We start from the raw sequence: 16,060 nt of genomic DNA, 5'->3' as shown, positions 1-16,060 counted from the left end.
TGAAAAACAAAAGAAAAAAGCCCTTACGAAAGGGCTTTTTGTAAAACATTCGACAAACGGGCAAATTCCTCAATGGATAATGATTCTCCGCGGCGCTTTCCTTCAATATCTGCTGTTTGAAGTGCTTCTTCGATAATCGCTTTATGTTTTTTTCCATCAGGTAGATTATTCATCAAATTATTCATCAATGTTTTCCGTCGTTGGCCAAAGCTCGCTCGGATCAATTGAAAGAAAAACGCATCATTTTCTACTGAGACAGCAGGCGTTTCACGAACAGTCAGCTTAATCACAGCCGAATCGACATTTGGCTGAGGAACAAAAACCGTTTTAGGCACAACCATCACCGTTTTTGCTTCCGTATAAAATTGAACTGCGATAGACAGTGAATTATATTCCTTTGATGATGGGGCAGCTGCCATACGATCTGCTACTTCTTTTTGCAGCATGACCACAATCCCTTTCAATGGAAGGTTTTCTTCAAGCAATTTCATAATAATCGGTGTTGTCACGTAATATGGAAGGTTGGCTACGACCATCACTTCCTTACAGTCAGCAAAATTTTCCTCGATGACCTTTCTCACATCCGCCTTTAATACATCTTGATGAATGATCGTGACATTATCATATGGAGAAAGTGTATCGTTTAAAATAGGCAATAAACGCTGATCGATTTCAAAAGCGGTGACTTTCTTTGCACGTTTAGCGAGCTGCTCTGTCAATGCGCCGATACCAGGTCCAATTTCAATGACGCCGGTCTCATCTGTAACCTCCGCATGATCGACAATGCGATCTAAAATATTTGTATCAATTAAGAAGTTCTGCCCTAAGCTCTTTTTAAAAGAGAAACCGTACTTCTTCAGTATTTCCTTCGTTCTGACGGGTGTCGCAATATCTTTATTCATCGGCTTCCTCCTGCATGACGGTCTTTAAGGCCGCAATAAAATCATGTTTGGTTATTTGGAACATGTGAAGGCGCTTTTGCAGCTGCTTCGCATTGGTATATCCTATATTTAAAAGCACTCCTAGTCGTTCGCGGCGGCGTTTCGATGCTTCGCCACCGATAAGGCCTGCGTCAAATAAGTCGTCTAATGTAATGTCACTTTCCGATTCTTCCATTTCTTCATGGACATGGGCAAGACATTCCCGAATACTGTCCAAGGAAGCATGCTCGACACCAATTCCTTTATCCCGCTTCGCCTTCGCAAGATGTTTTGGCAAAAAAGCGTGCTTACAGCCAGGAACTGCCTCTGCGATGGTTTTACGGATCTTCTCACCAGGAAAATCAGGATCTGTTAAAATAATGACCCCTCTCGTCTCCTGCGCAAGACGCACTTGTTGAATGACTGTATCGCCAATGGCGGATCCGTTTGTTTCGATCGTATCTGCATCAACCGCCATCTTCACTCTGGCAGTGTCATCACGACCCTCCACCACAATGATTTCTTTGATTTTCATGTATTCCTCCGCTTGCAAAAACAATCTACATTTTTTGGTTAAAAAAACGAAACCTTTCATGCTGCTTTTGCGTCTAATTAATTAGAAAACAGTGCTTCTATTATAACCAAAAAAACAGAGGGTGCGCAAAGCCCTCTGTTCATATAAATGATTTGATGTGTTTATTTGAGTACTCTAATCTTCACTCGTTTATTTCCCCATTGATAAGCTGCCGACTTACTTGGGACGAACACATCAATTTTATTCCCTTTTATAGCAGATCCAGTGTCTGATGCAACGGCATATCCATAGCCTTCCACATACACTTTTGAGCCCAGCGGAATGACACTCGGATCAACTGCTATGACCTTTGCACCCGGATTTGCTTTTAAATTAAAGCCTGTAGACGTTCTGCCCGTACATCCAGCACAGCTTGCTGTATAGGCTGTTGACGCCACATAAAATTCTTTTCCTGACGATTCATTGCTTCGTGAAACCGCAGGGGACGCTGTAGGCTCCTTTTTGGCCACTTGTGTACCAATAGCCACTAATCGGTCCTTACTATCTTTTTCGGTCACTTCTTTAATCAATTCTTTAGACACCACTTTGCCGTTTTCTTTCACAATGGCATAGTGCTTCTTCAATTTACCTTCTTCACCTTTTTTAAGTACCTTCTCTTTCCCTTTTTCAAGAGAATGATCCTTTTTATGTTTGGTATCAAAAGCAATTTTCTCTTCCACTACATCGGTGACTTTTTCCACCCGAGTGATCTTTATATCTGCGCTCTTTTTAGAAAGGTTACTATGTAACGCAGGCTTGATCTTATCGTGCTTCTTGAGCTTCAGCTCTTGTTGCTTTAAAAAGTCAGCGACCGTAGTCGAAGTGGTCCACACTTTTTTATCTTTTCCTCCATCATTTAAGCTGACCTGGAAGGCCTGCTGAACCACAAGATTCATATCCTTTTTTAACTTGTCATTCTTTCCTGGAGTTACTTGATCGTGCTTCCCAATATCTATCTTCTCATTCTTCAATAATGCTCCAACCGTCTGATCTGTTGTCCATATCGTTTTCTCTTTCCCATCTAGGGTCAGATGAACCGGTATAGCCGCATCATACACAATGTTCATGTTGTCTTGAATCTTTGTATTTAGACTTGGAGAGATATGATCCTCCGCCTTGGTCCTTATGCCAAGGTCTGAAAGCAGCTGAGCTACTGTCTCTTCATGTGTACGAATTGTCTTCTCTTTACCATTGATTGAAATGGTAATAGACTGCTTAGTGAGCTCATGCGCACCGTAAGCCGTTCCAGTTCCAGCTAAAAGCAAGCAAACAACTAGTAATAAAACCTTGCCTTTTCCTAGCTTCACAGAAAACAGATTTTTCATTTTTTGTACGATGAAAAACGCCTCCTTCTCCTCGGAGAGATTATATAGAGTATCTCAAAACCTGTCAACCCTTCCACCCACTGTACAAAAATGCTCGATTGTAAACCTATTATGGGAGATTTATGGAAGGAAGGGAAGAAAGACTTATCGACAACTTATCCTATGAGGAGGCGCAAACGTGTAGAACTTTTTCGTTATGTTTCACAATTGGACAAGCTTAAACAAGGATTGACATCATATACTGTCAGTTTATACGGAAAACTTTTTTTGCATTTTTTGTTGTCAATTCAGCAAGCTCTTCAAAGCTAATTTCTCTCAGCTCCGCAATCTGTTCTGCGATATATTTGACATAACTTGGCTCATTACGTTTCCCTCTAAATGGCACTGGCGTTAAGTATGGGCAGTCTGTTTCAATCAAAAGCTTGTCACTTGGTATCTCCTTTACAACTTCCTTTGGCTTTTTGGCATTTTTAAATGTCACGGGTCCACCGAATGAAATATAAAAGTTCATCTCCATACACGCTTTTGCAGTTTCCAGACTGCCAGTAAAGCAGTGCATAATACCTCCAACTTCAGCTGCTCCCTCTTCCTTTAAAATCGTCACGACATCTTCCGTTGCGTCACGATTATGAATAACGATTGGAAGCTTCACTTCCTTCGCAAGAGCAATTTGGCGTCTAAAGACTTCCTTTTGCACATCTTTTGGCGACTTGTCCCAATAGTAATCCAGACCCATTTCTCCAATCGCAACCACTTTTTCGTGTTGAGATAAATCTTTGATCCAAGCCAAATCCTCATCTGTCATATCAATAGCATCGACTGGATGCCAGCCGATAGCTGCATATATGAAATCATACTCTTCAATTAATTCCATCGCTCTCGTAATTGTTGGGCGGTCAAACCCTACCACCACGATTTTCTCAACTTTTTCGCTTTTCGCTCTTTCGATCACCTGTTCTAAGTCTTCATTGTATTGTTCTGCATTCAAGTGGGCATGTGTATCAAATAACATAGTTGTTTGCTCCTTTCGACAATTCTGCTAAAAAACAAAAGGTGTTCGACGAAATGTTACACGTGGAACACCTTTGTTGAGTTATAAAATTTTTGTTCCATTTGCTAGAGATTGATCTACTTCAAGAACCTGCAATTCCCCGCCTGTTTCTCCAGTTAAAATCATTCCCTGGGAAATTTCCCCTCTGAGTTTAACTGGGGTAAGATTCGCTACGCAAACGAGCTTTTTCCCTACTAATTCTTCTGGTTGATAGTGCTTGGCAATCCCAGAGACTATTTGTCTTTTTTCAAATCCAAAATCAAGCTGAAGCTTTAAAAGACGATCCGCTTTTTTCACTGGGGCTGCTTCCAATACCTGTGCAACTCGAAGATCAACTTTTGAGAAATCATCAAATGCAATTTCTGCTCCCAGCTCAGGTAATTCCGTTTCTTCGATTTCCACTTTCTCTTCTTCTACCTTAGGTGCACTTCCCTGCATTTTTTCTTTAATGTAGGCTACTTCTTCTTCAACCTCTAAACGCGGGAACAAAGGCTCTCCTTTTTGTACCGTCGCTTGTTGAATCGCACCAAATGATAGGATACTATCCCAGCTTTTGAGCTTCTCTTCTTCAATTCCAAGCTGGAAGAAGATTTTCTCAGGTGTTTTCGTTAGGAATGGCGTTAAGAGTACTGCTGTGATTCGAAGTGATTCTGCTAAATGATACATAACAGAATGCAGTTCTTTTCGTTTTGTTTCATCCTTTGCCAGCACCCATGGAGCTGTTTGATCAATATATTTATTGGTTCTGCTGATTAATGTCCAAACATTTGAAAGAGCCACAGAGAATTCAAGATTTTCCATCGCTTCTTCATAGGCTTTGACTGTCTGCTCAGCGACTGCTTTCAGCTCTTCATCAAACTCATTAACAGGACCCTTATAGCTGCTTAATGTGCCGTCAAAATATTTTTGAACCATCGCAACTGTACGATTAAGCAAGTTACCTAAATCATTGGCAAGGTCATAGTTTACACGTTCCACGAATCCTTCTGGTGTAAACACACCATCTGCACCAAATGGTACTTCGCGAAGCAGATAATAACGAAGGGCATCGAGGCCATAGCGATCAATTAATGTGACCGGATCTACCACATTCCCTTTTGATTTAGACATTTTGCCATCTTTCATGAGCAGCCAGCCGTGTGCGAAAATTTGTTTCGGCAGAGGCAGATCTAATGCCATTAACATAATCGGCCAATAAATCGTATGGAAGCGTACAATTTCTTTTCCTACGAGATGTACGTTGGCAGGCCAATATTTTTTATATTTTTCATCTTGATCTGTTCCATAGCCAATCGCAGTTAAATAGTTAAATAACGCATCAATCCATACATAAATGACGTGCTTTGGATTGTTAGGAACTTTAATTCCCCAATCAAAGGTTGTTCTTGATACTGCTAAATCCTCTAAACCTGGTTTAATGAAGTTATTAATCATTTCATTCTTTCTTGATTCAGGCTGAATAAACGATGGATTTTTTTCGTAATAATCGAGCAAACGGTCCGCATACTTACTCATACGGAAGAAATATGATTCCTCTTTAATTAATTCAACAGGGTGGCCGCTGTCAGGGCTTTTCCCGCCAATGACTTCCCCTTTCTCATTACGCTCAACATCAACAAGCTGTGTTTCCGTATAGAATGTCTCATCAGGAATACTGTACCAGCCCTCATATTGATCTAAATAAATATCGCCTTGATCAAGCAACTTTTGGAAGACCTGCTCAATGATTTTCGTATGTCTTTTTTCTGTTGTACGGATGAAGTCATCATTCGAAATGTCGAGTTTCTTCCATAATGATTTAATGTCTTCAACGACTGGATCTAAATACTCGATCGGTGTGATATTTTGTTCTTCAGCTTTTTGCTGTATTTTTTGTCCGTGCTCATCTGTACCTGTTAAATACATCACATCATAGCCTTGTAGACGTTTATAACGAGCCATAGCATCTCCTGCTACTGTCGTATAAGCATGTCCAATATGTAATTTTCCGCTCGGATAGTAAATAGGTGTTGTCAGATAAAACGTTTTTTTCTTTTCCGGCATGTCGGAACCTCCTGCGTGTGTGTAAATGTCAAAAACTCCCGCCCAATGGACGAGAGCGGTTATCATCATTACATGAAAATGTGTCAGATCAATTCATTCAATTTTGCACTTGTGCTTTCTCTATGATACCATCTTAGCCTTTAAGATCAAGCATATATACATAGAACAAGATGAAATGATCGAAAAAGATGAGTTTTTCGAAAAAAACGACAAACCCGTCGACATTTTGTCGAATATTGTCGTATGAAATCTATTTCCAGATTTACAATTGGCTAAATTAGGGCAAAAGTCTTGTTAATCTGATCTCGGCATTTCTTATATTTTCATAGGAAAAGCCTACAAAATCCTTATACACCAGTAGTTTCAAGGTCTTTTGACTTTAAGAGTCATATTTTACAAACAATAGTAAACAAAATGATTGACGATTTATGGAAACCTTGTTATGCTAGGAATGTAAGGAATTTGTCGAATAATGACGAAGATAATATTATTTTAAGAATAAGAACTTTTTGGGAGGAGAATGAAGATGAAATCTACAGGTATTGTACGTAAAGTTGACGAATTAGGACGCGTGGTGATTCCAATCGAACTTCGCCGTACGCTAGGAATCGCTGAAAAAGACGCTTTGGAAATTTATGTTGATGATGAAAAAATTATCTTAAAAAAATATAAACCAAACATGACTTGCCAAGTAACAGGTGAAGTATCAGACGATAACCTTAAGCTTGCTAATGGTAAATTAGTTCTTAGCCGTGAAGGTGCAGAGCAAATCATTAACGAAATCCAAAACCAACTTCAATCACAAAAATAAGGTTCATATAAAAAGGTTCTTGCACCGTTTGCAAGAACCTTTCTTTATTGTTCAATATGATAGGCATCGTATATCGTGCGCTTTGGCACACCACGTTCGACAGCTGTACGTTTAATGGCTTCCTTCGACGTTAATCCTTCCTCTATGTAATGGATCACATGTTCTTTTTCAGATAAGGACGTCCACCAAGCTTCTTCATTCAGCTCTTCTTCAGCTTGATCATTTCCTTGTACCACAAGACAGAACTCACCTCGAATTTGATTCTCCGCAGCCCATGTCAGCACAGATTCTAAATCCCCACGAATAAACTCTTCGAATTTTTTCGTCAGTTCTCTCGTAATCGCGATGTTCCGATTCCCCCACACTTCCTTCATTAAAGTCAGCGTTTCTTTTAACCGATGGGGCGCTTCATAGAAAATGATCGTTTCTTGACGTTTTTTCAAGGCTTCAAGCTGCTTTTTCTTTTCTTTTTTTTGACGGTCGAGAAAACCATAAAAGAAAAATGGCTGAGGTCCGATTCCTGATGCAATGAGTGCCGTTAGTGCAGCATTTGCGCCAGGTAACGGAATGACATAGCCTCCGATGCTAGTAAAATCTCGAACCACTTCAGCCCCTGGATCTGAAATCGTCGGTAAACCGGCATCACTCACGAGTGCGATACTTTTCCCTTCTTTTAGCCATTCGATTAACTTGTGGCCGCTGCTGTCTTTGTTATGCTCATGATAGCTGGTTAAGGGTGTATCAATTTCGTATACATGACAAAGCTTTTTCGTTTGCCTTGTATCTTCTGCGGCAATATAGTCTACATCTTTTAATGTTTGTATCGCTCGGAACGTCATATCTTCTAGATTTCCGATCGGGGTTGGGACAAGATAAAGAATACCCATGCCAGATTGACCATCAAAGCTTTTCTGTGTCTTTTTCATGTGCCGCCTCCTTTTCCATTCGCATTTCTTCTATATAAATGTCTTTCTTTTTCCGCGTCCACGTTTTGAAACGATATTCTTGCTGCATGGCTTCTCTTTTGGTTGCAAAACATTCATGATAAAAAAGCTCAACCGGCCGTCTCGCTCTTGTATACTTTGCTCCCTTTCCACTATTGTGGGTCATCAATCTCTTTTGTAAATCATTTGTATAACCCGCATACAGGCTGCCATCTGCACATTTTAATACATAGAAGTAATGATTATGCTTCTCCATACAGTATCGTCCTGATTTCATCTGTATACTCCTGATCTTCCCCATAAACAAAAAGAGGCGGGAGAATTTTCAGATCTGGTTTTCCATCTTTTATGCCCTCTACCAAGATGGTATTGGCTTCTTTCCCTTGTTTGGGATAAACAAATTGAATTCGTTTCGGCTCAATTCGGTATTTTTTCATTAATTCCACAATCTCAAGCAGCCTTCCTGGTCGATGAACCATCGCCAGTTTCCCCCCTTGCTTTAGCAGCGTGGAAGAAACACGAATAACATCTTCTAATGTACAATGAATTTCATGCCGTGCAATCGCCAAATATTCATTTTCATTGATTTCATCCTTAGAGGGTGTCTTAAAATATGGCGGGTTACATGTAATCACATCAACTTTATGGTTGCCGTAGCGTTCCGGCATATCATTCAAATCACCTTGAATCAATTCAATCTGGTGCGCAAGTTGATTATACTCCACACTTCTTTTTGCCATATCAAACAGCCGTTCTTGAATTTCAACCCCCGTAATCGAGGCCTTAGATCGAGTTGAAAGCAGTAATGGCACGATGCCATTTCCGGTACAAAGATCAATGATCTCTCCTTTTTGGATTGGCACATACGCAAATTTAGCTAATAACACCGCGTCCAATGAAAAGGCAAACACCGTTTTACTTTGAATAATCTTCATATCTTCGGCGAGCAGGTAATCTAAACGTTCATCTTCTCTTAACGAAACCATGATGTATCCTTTCTTTTCCTGTGAAAAAGGCTCCCGATTCAGCGGAAGCCTTTTCTCATTTTTTATTTAAAAATGACAGACAGAACAAACAGTCTCCCTCTTTACGAATGCTCCCATAATGTACATTACAAATATGGAAGCCCTCCTGATATAACCGGGCCAGGTTATCATGACCTTCTCCTATATCAGAATGACTTGGCTTCTGGGCAGAATCATTCTCTGCCTCAGACGATTTGTCTCGATCGGACTGATCCAGACGTTCACGCAAGTGCTGATTCTCCATCTGCAGCTGATGATTTTCTTCAATCACTTCACCGATATGATTTTTCAAATCACCTAACTGGCGATAAAGAGAACCGATTTGTTCTTCTAAATTAATCACCGTATCAAATAGTTCCTTTTTATCCAAGGTGGCACACCTCGTTACTCAGTTGTTTGTGCAGATACAACGCCTTCTTGTAATAATTCTTCCCATGTATATTCTATCACTTTTTCTTGCCCGGTTAATTCAACTTGCAAAATTCGTTCTAAAATATTGAGCCCTACTACCTTTGCAGAGCCATTAGACGTCTGAATCGTTTCACCGATATCCGGTAATTGTTCCTTCACTGTTTCATACTCATCATTCTCATATTTCAAGCAGCACATCAAACGGCCGCATAGTCCTGAAATTTTTGTCGGATTTAACGACAGGTTTTGATCCTTTGCCATCTTAATAGACACTGGTTCAAAGTCTCCTAAGAATGTCGAACAGCAAAGCATTCGCCCGCAAGGACCAATACCGCCAAGCATTTTTGCCTCGTCTCTTACGCCAATCTGGCGAAGTTCAATTCTCGTTTTGAAGATTGATGCAAGATCCTTCACTAGCTCACGGAAATCAACTCTGCCATCTGCTGTGAAGTAGAAGATGACCTTGTTTCGGTCAAATGTAAATTCAACATCAACCAATTTCATTTCTAGCCCATGTTCACTTACCTTCTGAAGACATGTATCAAAGGCTGTCATCGCTGCTTCTTTGTTTTCCTCAACGATGAGCCGGTCTCGTTCGTCTGCTACACGAATGACTTTACGCAGAGGGAGAACCACATCGTGTTCATCTACTTTTTTGTTGGCGATGACCACTTGTCCGTACTCAACCCCTCTGACCGTTTCTACAATGACACAACTATCATTTTCTATATGAAATCCATTAGGATCGAAATAATAGATTTTGCCCGCTTTTTTAAAGCGAACACCAATTACGTTGTACAAGCTTATCCCTCCTGCAACATCAACACCAATTGCTCCATCAGCCCTTGGGCATTCACGTTGGATTGAAGTCTCTTTTTCGCTTCTAATACAGCAAGGATCTGGCTGGTCACCATCTGCTGTGTGGAATGCAGCGCATGCTGCTTCATTGTCTGGAATAAGTCTTGATAAATGACTTTATCTTCATTTCCTATTTGAATCGACAATACATCACGATATATAAATAAAAGCATATCCAGACCTGTTTCTTGAAGGTCTTTTTCTTTGAAAAAAGGCATCCATTGATCCTGTATATAAAAAAATGCATGTTCTTTTCGCTGGTGTAAGACTTCATACAATTTTATCACTTTCGCTCTAGACTCTGCAAACTGATCATTTCGACTTAATTCGAGTGCTTCTGCTAAATTATTGGTTAAATTCGACAAAAGCCTTGCGAGGTGCTGAGATACGCCTTCTTGTAAAAGCTGCTGCTCCAAGGATTGTGGCTGCAGCGGCTGAAAGCTGAGCATCTGACATCTTGAAATAATCGTATCCAGCATTTTATGAGATTGCTCAGTGATTAAAACCGCCATCGTTTCCCGATTAGGCTCCTCTAGGAACTTCAATAAACTGTTCGCGGCATTGACCGTCATTTTGTCCGCATGAAGAATAATATACATTTTCCGGTGAGATTCTACACCTGCTTTTGTAAATTCCTCTTGCAGTGCCTGCACTTGCGCCTTCTTAATTGATTGGCCATCGGGCTGCACAAGATGTAAATCGGGATGGTTTCCTGATGCAATCCTTTTGCAGTTTTGACAGGATTCACATGGTTTCACTCCTGATTCCAAACAAAAAAAGCTCTTAGCCAAAAGCATCGCTGCATCCAGTTTTCCGGTTCCTTTTTTTCCTTCAAATAAGTAGGCGTGCGCAAGTCGGTCTTTATCAATACTATTAAAAATCAGCCGCATGACGCGCGGCTGCAAATCATTCATGTCATCCCAGCTAATTGCCATGTTATCACTCTCTATGTGTAAAGGTTAATCAATAAACCTTTTATTTCTCCAATACGTTCAAGCAAATCAATAGATGGTTTCTCTTGATCCATCATTTCCTCGGTTAATTCAATCAGCTTTTCATCTAAGGCTTTGACCAAAGCAAGTGTACGTGTGTTTCCATAAATGTCAAAGCTCCTTGATGTTTCTATATTTAATCCATTATCGACTGTCTCTTTCACAAAGCGCTTCACCAGACCTTTAAACCTAGCCAAATCCTTTAGGTTTCGTGACTTTGCAAGCTTTTTTCCGAACACTTCGATATCACTCAGCATGACCGTCAGCTGTTCTAAGCGCAGTTTGCCGCTTTGCGTCTCCATCGAAGCTTTAAAGGAGGCAGATGTCTGGCTTCCTTTCATCGCTTGAAGTTCACGCTTTTCTAAACGCAGCCGCATATCTTGATTAATTTTCACAGCAACCCATCCTTAAAATTGATGAAATTGTTCAACTGGCAGAATAAAGACAGTAGCTCCGCCAACTTCAACCTCAACAGGGTATGGTACGTATGAATCTGCATTTCCGCCCATTGGGGAGACAGGCGCGATCATTTGATCACGTTTACGGCAATTTTCTTTTATAAGCTGTAATGCTTTATCCACCCGGACATCATCACAACCAATAATAAAAGTCGTATTCCCAGACTTTAAAAACCCACCAGTTGAAGCTAATTTTGTCACGCCGAAATGATGTTCAGTCAATATTTTCAACAACTTGCTGCTATCTTGGTCCTGTACAACGGCAACAATTAATTTCATTTGATTGGCCTCCTTTATTTTAGGCACAGATGACATGCCGATGTCTTCCTCTATATTATAACAACGATTGGGAATTAGGTCATATTTGATTTTACTTTAATGTGTCCTGAATCAATTGAAGGACTTCTTCATAGACAGCCTGCATCGGCTGAGACGCATCCACTACACGGAATCGTTCTGGCGATTGTGCAATAAGCAGTTCATAGCCTTCTCTGACAAGCTGGTGGAAATTCAGCGTCTCCATGTCTAATCGATTCTTTTCTCTTCCCTGGTTGGCATCAATTCGCTTTAGCCCTTCCTCAGGTGTAATAGAAAAATAAATGGTCATTTGCGGCATCGTGCCATTGATAGCAAAGTCGTTAATTGACTTTACTTCTTCAATCCCAAGCCCTCTCGCATAGCCTTGATAAGCAAGGGAGCTATCGACAAAACGATCACATAAAACCGTCTGCCCGCGCTGTAATGCCGGTTCTACCTTCTCAGCCAAATGCTGCCTTCTTGCGGCTGCATACAGCAAAGCTTCTGTTTTCGCATCCATTTTTGTGTTTTTTTCATTTAAAATGACTTCACGAATCTGCTCTGCAATGTCAATGCCGCCAGGCTCACGTGTCGCCATCACTACATATCCTTGGCGTTCCATTTCTTCATACACTTTTCGAATCACTGTCGTTTTTCCAGCACCCTCTGGCCCTTCAAACGTAATAAACATACCGCTCATAGTGTCTCCTCTTCTATATAAACATATAATTTTCTCTGATGAATCACCTGACTGGCTTGAACATGAACCTGATGTCCAAGCAAACGGCTTAAAGCCGCAATTTGATCGATTTCAATACGCTCTCCCTTAACGATCAAAGGAATACCCGGTGGATATGGAATAACCGATTCTGCACTAACCCGTCCTGCTGCATGTTCAAATGAGACGGCTTCTATATCCTGTCTATGCTCCTCGTTGTCATCAGCCAGCGCCTCTCTTTGCAAATGATCTTTTCCTTTGAGCAATGAATTGCTTTGATTAAGGGCCTGCTCTATCCGTTTAAAAGGTATATCCTTCTTCTGTTCTAAACCAAAGACAAGTAAAACCTGATGTTCGTCCGCAAGCTCTGGGTGAACCTCCACTGATTCAAGTACTCGTTTTAGTTCATAACCAGTCAGCCCTTTTGTTGATCGAATCACACATTTTAATGGATCGTTAGAAAGCAATTCAGACTCTACCACTTCAAGCTGAGGTATACGATTGAACTCATTTTTCAGCTCTGCCAGCTCTTTCATCATTCCATCCAAGATCTCTTTTTTCTTGATCTCCTCGACATAAGCTCTTGCCACATCTAATGAGGCCATAATTGGATAGGATGGAGAACTGCTTTGAAGCATCGTGAGGAATGTTTTCAAACGTTTTGCATCCATTCGCCCCCCCTGAAGATGAAGGTAGGATCCCATCGTCATGGCCGGAAGGGTTTTATGTGCTGATTGTACCACCACGTCAGCTCCATAGGAAAGAGCAGATGGAGGAAAAGCGCCGCCTAATACAAAATGTGCACCATGTGCCTCATCAACTAAAACGATCATCCCTTCTTCGTGACACATGTCAATCAGCTTTGATAAATCAGCTGCATGTCCGTAGTAGTTCGGATAAGTCAAAACGATCGCTCGGCAATTAGGATGTTTGGATATGGCTTTTTTGACTGTTTCATTCGTCACATGTGTTGGAACATGCAGGTGTGGATCTACCTCAGCTTCTACCATAATAGGCGTGGCTCCTGCAAGCTCAATCCCATGATAAACAGACTTATGACAATTTCGCTGGACGAAAATCTCATCTCCCGCACGACAGGCTGCCATCACCATCGCTAAATTTCCGACAGTTGTCCCATTCACAAGGAAAAAGCTTTGATCTGATCCATATAGCTTTGCCAATAAATGTTCAGCCTCTTGAATCACACCAGTTGGATGATGGAGATCATCTAACCCTTCAAGCTCTGTTACATCCAGCTGAAGAATTGAGTCATAATAAGTCCGTGCCTCATCAAAAAAGACATCTCCATTGTGATGTCCTGGAACGTGGAAAGAATAAGGTTTCTTTTCCGCATGTTGTGCTAATGCTGTATATAAAGGTGTTTTCAAACAAATCGACCCTTTTCACTTTAACGATATCTTATGTCTATTATAACGTTCATACAAGGGAACCGAAAGATGGATTCTCATTCCTTTATTGGCTGGTGATTCGCCAGCTGCTGTTCTGCCTCATACATGCTGTTTTTCAATTGGGCTCGCTCTTGGCTTCCATGCTCCTTCACCTGTAACGTTTCCTGTAAGGTTTCAGCTAATTGGCGTTGAACCTTTTTCAACGTATCTATAGGTGCAAAAGCTGCCTCTTCAAGAAGCTCCCCCTGCTGCTTTGATACCTTTTCATATGTTTTTTGGATTCGATTCTCAAGAGCTGAATTGGCACGCTGTTGAATATGCGTTAATGCAATCGACATTTGGTTGATCCATAGAGGAATAGATGCAGAAACTGTTGATTGAATGTGATTGGCCAATGTATGATTCGTATGCTGGATAATTCGAATTTGGGCATTACATTGCAACGCAATTTGCCGGCTTAGCAGCAAATCATATTTCCGTTCTTTCAACCTCTCCATATATTCTTCTGCATTGACTTCCTGACTCATCAATTGCTCCTCTATAGTCCGATTACCAACCTGCTCCGGTTCTGATATGATCTGCTTCTCTAAAGTTGTCATTTTCGCTTCAACTGCTGCAACCTGCAGTGTCATCTCTTGGAAAAAAGTTTGATTTTCTTCAAATAAACGCTCTAATAACATATGATCCGAAATTAATCCGCCTTTTGCGTAACGAAGCCTTGCTGATAATCTCTCGATCTGTGATTTTGCATGTTGAAAACGCGAGATGATTTCCTGAGTAGAACGCTTCTCCCGCCGAAATAACGTCGAAAAAAAGCCCTGCTTCTTTGGCAATAAGTCGTCCGGTTCTACTACATGCAGCTGGTGCAAAAAGGCCTCAAGCACGTCTCCTATTTGATCGATATCTTTTTTCTCAACATATTTCATCATTTGTTGTGATTGTTCCAATAATCGTTCCTGAACACGTGTACCATAGAAAAGCAGCTTTTGCGGATTGTCAGGGATCTGCTCAGCACGCTGCAAGGCTTCTTGTTTCTCCTCATCAGATAAGGTATCAAACACCTGAAACTGAAGATCTGTAGTGGAAGCAGGTGATGTTGGGATGTGATCTTCTGGTTTCATTACGTTTGACTCCTTTCATTATTTCTTTATCATTTTATCTGCCACTTCAAGCTCAATATGAAGGGCTTCTATGTCTCTTCCTAATACTTGCTGCAAATCATTCGTCAATTGCTTTTGCAGCTCTGTCAGCGTCACTCGAGTTTGGCTTAGTGTCATTTCCAGCTCATGACTGCGATCAGGCTGATTATACAATAGTGCATATTTTTCAGTTAGTTCAACGACAGAATCCAAGCTTTCAAAATAAAAACGCTGTGCATCATAAAATCGGGTCGGCTCTTTTTTTGTAATCGTATAGATTCGTCGTGCAAGTCGGAGAATTTCATAATTATGTTTGATCGTCTGTACGTTCTTCACAGCAAATAAAGCCTTCTTTAAACGTACGAGCTTTTGTCCTGCTTCTTTTAAATGCTGTTTGATATATACATAATCACTACGAGAAAGTCCGTGTTTCTTTAAAAACAACTGGAAAGCAACCCATCTGCTCCCTGCAAACATCACGCCCCACCCCATCATCGCATACAGTATCGATAATCCAACATGATAATGGAAAACCCCAATACTGACGGTTAAAATCATAAGCGAAAAAAAAGTAGAGAGGATGGCCCATATAAATGTATAAAAGATTGATTTCATGTTCATCGACTCCTATGAATAATCAGGCTCTCTGTTTATCTTATTATTAATTACGGATGATGTCCAAACTAAGTTCCAAAAAACAGGCCCAATCCTTCATACCTCATAAAAAAAGACCATCTAATGGTCTATGAATACAAAGGCGGCGTATGAAGATTTTTTAGCTTTCTAACATAATCGGCATAGCTAGGATCCGAGGTCGATGTAGAAATTAACTTTCTCTCACATTCTCGGCACAAAAACTGATGATATAAATAAATTCCCTTTGTTTTTTTCTCTTCACAAATCAAACAAATCGCTTCTCGCTCTTTTTTGCTCATTGTGACACCTCCACTTATAGCTTCAGTATGCCCTAGCGCTTTCAATTGTATACAAAATTAAGAATGTTTTAGATGGTAGTTTAGTATATGTATCCATGTCAGATCGAGTGTTTGTTCCTTTTCTTAAAAAACAAAAAAGACCAGTTCCGA

19 protein-coding genes are annotated in these 16,060 nt (G+C 40.6%); 1 reads left to right on the top strand and 18 read right to left on the bottom strand.

The window, feature by feature from the left end; all coding sequences use genetic code 11:
* Window positions 1–23 precede the first annotated feature (23 nt).
* The 5 genes from rsmA to metG form a co-directional block, all read right to left on the bottom strand.
* Window positions 24–902 (bottom strand): 16S rRNA (adenine(1518)-N(6)/adenine(1519)-N(6))-dimethyltransferase RsmA, encoded by an 879-nt coding sequence (gene rsmA, locus AWT60_RS17615; RefSeq protein WP_041105713.1) that lies wholly within the window; start codon window positions 900–902, stop codon window positions 24–26.
* Window positions 895–1,455 carry a ribonuclease M5 gene (gene rnmV / locus AWT60_RS17610; protein WP_017359323.1) on the bottom strand — a complete coding sequence of 187 codons (561 nt, stop codon included), beginning with the start codon at window positions 1,453–1,455 and terminating at the stop codon, window positions 895–897. The genes rsmA and rnmV overlap by 8 nt, the downstream gene beginning before the upstream one ends.
* A gap of 161 nt (window positions 1,456–1,616) precedes the next feature.
* On the bottom strand, window positions 1,617–2,819 hold the full coding sequence (locus AWT60_RS17605) for a G5 and 3D domain-containing protein (RefSeq protein WP_041105711.1): 1,203 nt from the start codon (window positions 2,817–2,819) through the stop codon (window positions 1,617–1,619).
* 244 nt (window positions 2,820–3,063) lie between these two features.
* Entirely contained in the window at window positions 3,064–3,831 is a 768-nt protein-coding gene (locus tag AWT60_RS17600) for a TatD family hydrolase (protein ID WP_024425634.1), read from the bottom strand.
* Window positions 3,832–3,912: 81 nt separating this feature from the next.
* On the bottom strand, window positions 3,913–5,913 hold the full coding sequence (gene metG, locus AWT60_RS17595; protein ID WP_218677574.1) for a methionine--tRNA ligase: 2,001 nt from the start codon (window positions 5,911–5,913) through the stop codon (window positions 3,913–3,915).
* Window positions 5,914–6,433: 520 nt separating this feature from the next.
* Between metG and AWT60_RS17590 the strand changes: the two genes are divergently transcribed.
* Window positions 6,434–6,724 (top strand): transition state genes transcriptional regulator AbrB, encoded by a 291-nt coding sequence (locus AWT60_RS17590; RefSeq protein ID WP_087975202.1) that lies wholly within the window; start codon window positions 6,434–6,436, stop codon window positions 6,722–6,724.
* Between the two features lie 44 nt (window positions 6,725–6,768).
* Here the strand turns inward: AWT60_RS17590 and rsmI are convergent, their stop codons facing one another.
* From rsmI to AWT60_RS17525, 13 genes are all read right to left on the bottom strand, one after another.
* Window positions 6,769–7,650, bottom strand: coding sequence for a 16S rRNA (cytidine(1402)-2'-O)-methyltransferase (gene rsmI / locus AWT60_RS17585; protein ID WP_041105708.1), 882 nt, complete (start codon window positions 7,648–7,650; stop codon window positions 6,769–6,771).
* Entirely contained in the window at window positions 7,625–7,924 is a 300-nt protein-coding gene (locus AWT60_RS17580) for a GIY-YIG nuclease family protein (protein WP_041105706.1), read from the bottom strand. Before AWT60_RS17580 ends, rsmI begins: the two co-directional genes overlap by 26 nt.
* Window positions 7,911–8,654, bottom strand: a complete 744-nt coding sequence (locus tag AWT60_RS17575) for a tRNA1(Val) (adenine(37)-N6)-methyltransferase (RefSeq protein ID WP_218677573.1) — start codon at window positions 8,652–8,654, stop codon at window positions 7,911–7,913. The genes AWT60_RS17580 and AWT60_RS17575 overlap by 14 nt, the downstream gene beginning before the upstream one ends.
* Window positions 8,655–8,709: 55 nt before the next feature.
* Entirely contained in the window at window positions 8,710–9,063 is a 354-nt protein-coding gene (gene yabA, locus AWT60_RS17570; protein ID WP_024425629.1) for a DNA replication initiation control protein YabA, read from the bottom strand.
* Between the two features lie 14 nt (window positions 9,064–9,077).
* Entirely contained in the window at window positions 9,078–9,905 is an 828-nt protein-coding gene (ricT, locus tag AWT60_RS17565) for a competence/sporulation regulator complex protein RicT (protein ID WP_218677572.1), read from the bottom strand.
* A 2-nt stretch (window positions 9,906–9,907) separates the two neighbouring features.
* Window positions 9,908–10,897, bottom strand: coding sequence for a DNA polymerase III subunit delta' (holB, locus tag AWT60_RS17560; RefSeq protein ID WP_024425627.1), 990 nt, complete (start codon window positions 10,895–10,897; stop codon window positions 9,908–9,910).
* An 11-nt stretch (window positions 10,898–10,908) separates the two neighbouring features.
* Window positions 10,909–11,349 carry a YaaR family protein gene (locus tag AWT60_RS17555; RefSeq protein WP_024425626.1) on the bottom strand — a complete coding sequence of 147 codons (441 nt, stop codon included), beginning with the start codon at window positions 11,347–11,349 and terminating at the stop codon, window positions 10,909–10,911.
* 12 nt (window positions 11,350–11,361) lie between these two features.
* Window positions 11,362–11,691 (bottom strand): cyclic-di-AMP receptor, encoded by a 330-nt coding sequence (locus AWT60_RS17550; protein WP_024425625.1) that lies wholly within the window; start codon window positions 11,689–11,691, stop codon window positions 11,362–11,364.
* A 91-nt stretch (window positions 11,692–11,782) separates the two neighbouring features.
* Complete coding sequence (gene tmk, locus AWT60_RS17545; protein WP_218677571.1) at window positions 11,783–12,409, bottom strand: dTMP kinase; 627 nt, start codon at window positions 12,407–12,409, stop codon at window positions 11,783–11,785.
* Window positions 12,406–13,815 (bottom strand): aminotransferase class I/II-fold pyridoxal phosphate-dependent enzyme, encoded by a 1,410-nt coding sequence (locus AWT60_RS17540; protein WP_076839429.1) that lies wholly within the window; start codon window positions 13,813–13,815, stop codon window positions 12,406–12,408. Before AWT60_RS17540 ends, tmk begins: the two co-directional genes overlap by 4 nt.
* A 77-nt stretch (window positions 13,816–13,892) precedes the next feature.
* The gene (locus tag AWT60_RS17535; protein WP_076839427.1) at window positions 13,893–14,957 is read right to left on the bottom strand and encodes a toxic anion resistance protein; all 1,065 of its coding nucleotides are present in this window, start codon (window positions 14,955–14,957) and stop codon (window positions 13,893–13,895) included.
* Between the two features lie 18 nt (window positions 14,958–14,975).
* Window positions 14,976–15,590 carry a 5-bromo-4-chloroindolyl phosphate hydrolysis family protein gene (locus AWT60_RS17530; RefSeq protein WP_041105699.1) on the bottom strand — a complete coding sequence of 205 codons (615 nt, stop codon included), beginning with the start codon at window positions 15,588–15,590 and terminating at the stop codon, window positions 14,976–14,978.
* A gap of 128 nt (window positions 15,591–15,718) precedes the next feature.
* The gene (locus AWT60_RS17525) at window positions 15,719–15,910 is read right to left on the bottom strand and encodes a sigma factor G inhibitor Gin (RefSeq protein ID WP_024425620.1); all 192 of its coding nucleotides are present in this window, start codon (window positions 15,908–15,910) and stop codon (window positions 15,719–15,721) included.
* Window positions 15,911–16,060 lie beyond the last annotated feature (150 nt).

Origin of the sequence: Bacillus sp. F2HM (assembly GCF_019266135.1) — a bacterium.
Lineage (GTDB): Bacteria > Bacillota > Bacilli > Bacillales > Bacillaceae > Bacillus > Bacillus safensis.
The sequence above is the reverse complement of the archived record's forward strand: the minus strand, read 5'-3'. Positions and strand labels throughout refer to the sequence as shown.

Excerpts from the sequence above, each read along its gene's own strand:
- rnmV (WP_017359323.1), bottom strand. The coding sequence starts at position 1,455 with ATGAAAATCAAAGAAATCATTGTGGTGGAGGGTCGTGATGACACTGCC.
- rsmA (WP_041105713.1), bottom strand. The coding sequence starts at position 902 with ATGAATAAAGATATTGCGACACCCGTCAGAACGAAGGAAATACTGAAG.
- AWT60_RS17530 (WP_041105699.1), bottom strand. The coding sequence starts at position 15,590 with ATGAAATCAATCTTTTATACATTTATATGGGCCATCCTCTCTACTTTT.
- AWT60_RS17600 (WP_024425634.1), bottom strand. The coding sequence starts at position 3,831 with ATGTTATTTGATACACATGCCCACTTGAATGCAGAACAATACAATGAA.
- rsmI (WP_041105708.1), bottom strand. The coding sequence starts at position 7,650 with ATGAAAAAGACACAGAAAAGCTTTGATGGTCAATCTGGCATGGGTATT.
- AWT60_RS17590 (WP_087975202.1), top strand. The coding sequence starts at position 6,434 with ATGAAGATGAAATCTACAGGTATTGTACGTAAAGTTGACGAATTAGGA.
- AWT60_RS17535 (WP_076839427.1), bottom strand. The coding sequence starts at position 14,957 with ATGAAACCAGAAGATCACATCCCAACATCACCTGCTTCCACTACAGAT.
- AWT60_RS17550 (WP_024425625.1), bottom strand. The coding sequence starts at position 11,691 with ATGAAATTAATTGTTGCCGTTGTACAGGACCAAGATAGCAGCAAGTTG.
- AWT60_RS17580 (WP_041105706.1), bottom strand. The coding sequence starts at position 7,924 with ATGGAGAAGCATAATCATTACTTCTATGTATTAAAATGTGCAGATGGC.
- AWT60_RS17575 (WP_218677573.1), bottom strand. The coding sequence starts at position 8,654 with ATGGTTTCGTTAAGAGAAGATGAACGTTTAGATTACCTGCTCGCCGAA.
- AWT60_RS17525 (WP_024425620.1), bottom strand. The coding sequence starts at position 15,910 with ATGAGCAAAAAAGAGCGAGAAGCGATTTGTTTGATTTGTGAAGAGAAA.
- holB (WP_024425627.1), bottom strand. The coding sequence starts at position 10,897 with ATGGCAATTAGCTGGGATGACATGAATGATTTGCAGCCGCGCGTCATG.
- AWT60_RS17605 (WP_041105711.1), bottom strand. The coding sequence starts at position 2,819 with ATGAAAAATCTGTTTTCTGTGAAGCTAGGAAAAGGCAAGGTTTTATTA.
- tmk (WP_218677571.1), bottom strand. The coding sequence starts at position 12,409 with ATGAGCGGTATGTTTATTACGTTTGAAGGGCCAGAGGGTGCTGGAAAA.
- metG (WP_218677574.1), bottom strand. The coding sequence starts at position 5,913 with ATGCCGGAAAAGAAAAAAACGTTTTATCTGACAACACCTATTTACTAT.